Genomic DNA, 3,355 nt, shown 5'->3' with positions numbered 1-3,355 from the left:
ATCCTGGGGTCCGCCCACGCCCATTTGTATTCGCCGGAGTCGCTGGGCCGGCTTTTGGTGGAGGCCGGACTGCGGACTCTCCGCGTCGAGCGGGTGGTGGAACCGAGTGGGAAAGTTACGGTTTTTGCCTTTGCCGTGACCCCGCAGGGACTGCACGCGCTCGCCCGGTAATTGAAAGGTTCCGTCTGTGATGTTTTGGAAGTCCCATAAATTTCTCTCTACCCTGCGCCTCTTCCGGGAGTGGCCGGAATGGAGTTTTTCGCGTCAGGCCCCGCTGCCGCCTCCCGACGCCCCGCTGGCTCTGATCTCGTGCATGGGGGACTGGGAATACACGGTGAAAACCGAGGCGATGCTTGGCCTCGGCCTGCGGTTGCAGGGATACCGGGTGGTGTACCTTTTGAAAAACCGTTCGCTGCGCCTCGCCCGGCGCTGGCTGCACTGCGCGGGGTTTCACGACCATTTGTTTTTCGACGATTATTACCGGACGCCGTCGGAGGGGGAATTGGACGAATGGAAAAAGGAAGTCCGTGCGGCGGGCGAGTCGTTCGATGCGGTCAAGGGCTGGAAGTTCCGCGGTTGCCTGGTGGGACCGCAAATCCTCGCCAGCATTTCGCGGAAAATTTTCTCCGCGGGTTTTGATGTCAACGCACCCGATGTGCGGGCGAAGGTCGAGTCGCAGCTTGCCACGGCGGTCACCTTTGTGGTCACGGCGGGGCGGTTGCTGGACGAGCAGCGTCCTGCCCTGCTTTGTCTGAACGAGGCGAACTACACCTTCTCCGCGAGCCTGGTGGATACGGCGATTGAGCGCGGGGTGCGGGTTTTTCAATTCATCCAACCGAACCGCGAGGATGCGATGCTTTTCTGGCGGCTGACCCGTGAAACGCGGCGGGTTCATCCGGCCACGGTCTCGGCCGTGACCTTGCGCCGGGTGGGCGAGCGTCCCTGGACGGAAGCTCATGAGGAGGCCGTGCAGCAACTTTTCGCGGACCGGTACGGTGGGCGCTGGTATCTCCAGAATCGCAATCAGATTTCGACCACGGAAAAATCCCGCGCCGAAATCGATGCCACTCTCGGGCTTGATCCGGCCCTGCCCGTCGCGGTGGTTTTTTCCTCGGTGCTGTGGGACGCCAACCTGTTTTACGGTCAGGATCTTTTCCGGGACAACGGCGAGTGGTTCATCGAAACGGTGCGCGCCGCCTGTGCCAATCCGCGCGTGAACTGGCTGATCAAGCTGCATCCGGTGAACACCTGGAAGCGCGAGATCGAGGGCATCTCCGGTGAGCTGGCCGAGATGGTGATGATCCGGGAAAAAATCGGCGAACTGCCCCCGCATGTGAAACTGCTGCTGCCGGATTGCGGCATCAGCACGCGATCGATTTTTGAACATGCGGATTTTGGCGTCATAGTTCGCGGCACCAGCGGCATGGAGATGGCGTGTTTTGGCAAAACCGTGATCACGGCGGGCACGGGGCGGTATTCGGGCCTGGGGTTCACCATGGATCCTGCGACCTCCGCGGAATATCTTGCCCTGCTGGCCGCGCTTCCCGGGGTGCCTGCCCCCACCGAAGCCCAGGCCCTGCTGGCCCGGCAGCATTTTTACGCGGCGTTCAAACTCCGTCCCTGGGAACTGCGCAGTTTTGAGTCGAAGATGCGCCCGCCGCGCGGTGCCGGCGATCTGGAGCATGCCCGGCTGCGGCCCCGTGTCCGCACCCTGGCCGAAGTGGAAGCCCACGGCGACCTGCGGGCCTGGGCCGAGTGGGCGATCCGGGGCGACACGCCCGACTACGCCGCCACGGAATGAACGTCCTTCACCTCAGCCACTACGCCGGCAAGGGCGGCGCGTGGACCGCGATTGATGGACTCAACCGTCAGCTCCAAAAAGCGGGCGCCGTTTCCCGCATCCTTTGCGCCAATGCCGACGCCGGGCTGGCCGACCGTCCCGACATCGCACGGGCGAAGGAAATTCCGGGGCTGAAAAAACTCGGAAACCTCCTGCCCTATCTGGCCGAGTTGCCCCAGGCCCCCTGGATGCGCGGGCACTGGCGCAACCCGCGGCTGCACACCAACTGGCTGCCGCGGTTTCGCGTGCAGGCCCACCCCTGGCTGGCGGAAGCCGACGTGGTGCATGTGCAATGGATCACCCTCGGCTTGCTCACACCGGAGCAACTCGCCCGGCTGAACAAGCCGCTCGTCATTTCCCTGCTCGATCTCTGGCCCATCACGGGCGGCTGTCCCTACACCTTCGGCTGCGGGAAATACGCGGAAAAATGCGGGACCTGTCCGCAGATCGAATCGTCCACGGAGCGCGATGTTTCCCGCCTCAACTGGCATCGCAAAAAACGCGCCTACGCGGCCTGCGAACCGGTTTTTGTCACCCTCAGCCGCAGCATGGCGGAGGATGCCTCGCGCAGCCCCCTGGTGCAGGGGCGGCGCATCGAGACGATCCCGAGCGGCATTGACACGGAAACCTTCCGCCCCGGCGACGCCGCGGCCTCCCGCGCCCTCCTCAAGCTGCCGCCGGACCTGCCGCTGATCCTCTTTGGCGCCCAGATCCCCTCCGAACCGCGCAAGGGATTTGACCTGCTGCTGGACGCCGTGCGCCGGTTGCACGCGAGACGCGGACCCGACTTTGGACTCGCCATCTACGGGACCACGAAGGACATTCCATGGGCGGACATTCCGGTGCCGGCCTTCGACCTGGGCCGCCTGGAAACCCCGCTGCGCCTGCATTCCTACCGCGCCGCGCAGGTCTTTGCCGCCCCCTCGCGCGAGGAAAATTTCGCCAGCACCGTGCTCGAGGCCATGGCCTCGGGGTGTCCGGTCACCGCCTTCCGCATCGGCGGCATGCCGGACGCCATCGCGCACGGGGAAACGGGCTTCCTCGCGGAACCGTTCGACTGCGGGCAACTGGCGGATCATCTCGGCGAAATTCTCGACTCCGAGGCCCTGCGATTGCGGCTCAACGCCCATTCGCGGCAGCAGGCCGTCGAGAAATATTCTCTGGATATTTACGCGGGGAAGTACTTACAACTTTACCAGTCTCTCGCGCCGCATGCGCCGCGCGAACCCACGCTTACCTGACTGCTTGCGTACTGAAATGCTCTATTCCTGGAAAAAAGTTTTCCTCTTTTTGCTCGTTCTGGCGGCAGGTTTTGTCGTGGCCTTGGGGCTATGGACGGTGGCCTTGCTCTACGGCTATCGGTCCGTGGCCACGCACGACGAATATTGGGTCGAGGCGGTGGTCCAGCGCAAAAAAGACTCCGCCGCCCGCAAGACTGGCGGGCGCCTCATCATTCTGGCGGGTTCGAGCGGATGGTATGGATTTCGCACGAAGCCGATGGAGGAAATCCTGGGC

General features: G+C 63.6%; 3 protein-coding genes. All 3 read left to right on the top strand.

All coding sequences use genetic code 11. The features are described from left to right. The first annotated feature begins 190 nt into the window (after positions 1–190). Positions 191–1,801 (top strand): hypothetical protein, encoded by a 1,611-nt coding sequence (locus M1V25_RS10115; RefSeq protein WP_498843198.1) that lies wholly within the window; start codon positions 191–193, stop codon positions 1,799–1,801. After that, on the top strand, positions 1,798–3,081 hold the full coding sequence (locus tag M1V25_RS10110; protein WP_498843197.1) for a glycosyltransferase: 1,284 nt from the start codon (positions 1,798–1,800) through the stop codon (positions 3,079–3,081). The genes M1V25_RS10115 and M1V25_RS10110 overlap by 4 nt, the downstream gene beginning before the upstream one ends. Positions 3,082–3,085: 4 nt before the next feature. Then, positions 3,086–3,355 (top strand): hypothetical protein (locus tag M1V25_RS10105; protein ID WP_498843196.1); only part of this gene is annotated, 270 nt, incomplete at its 3' end.

Origin of the sequence: Candidatus Nebulibacter yamunensis (assembly GCF_024208055.1) — a bacterium.
Lineage (GTDB): Bacteria > Pseudomonadota > Gammaproteobacteria > Francisellales > Francisellaceae > Caedibacter > Caedibacter lacustris.
The sequence above is the reverse complement of the archived record's forward strand: the minus strand, read 5'-3'. Positions and strand labels throughout refer to the sequence as shown.

What these genes read in the sequence shown, in the direction of transcription:
- M1V25_RS10115 (WP_498843198.1), top strand. Translation starts at nt 191, where the DNA reads ATGTTTTGGAAGTCCCATAAATTTCTCTCTACCCTGCGCCTCTTCCGG.
- M1V25_RS10110 (WP_498843197.1), top strand. Translation starts at nt 1,798, where the DNA reads ATGAACGTCCTTCACCTCAGCCACTACGCCGGCAAGGGCGGCGCGTGG.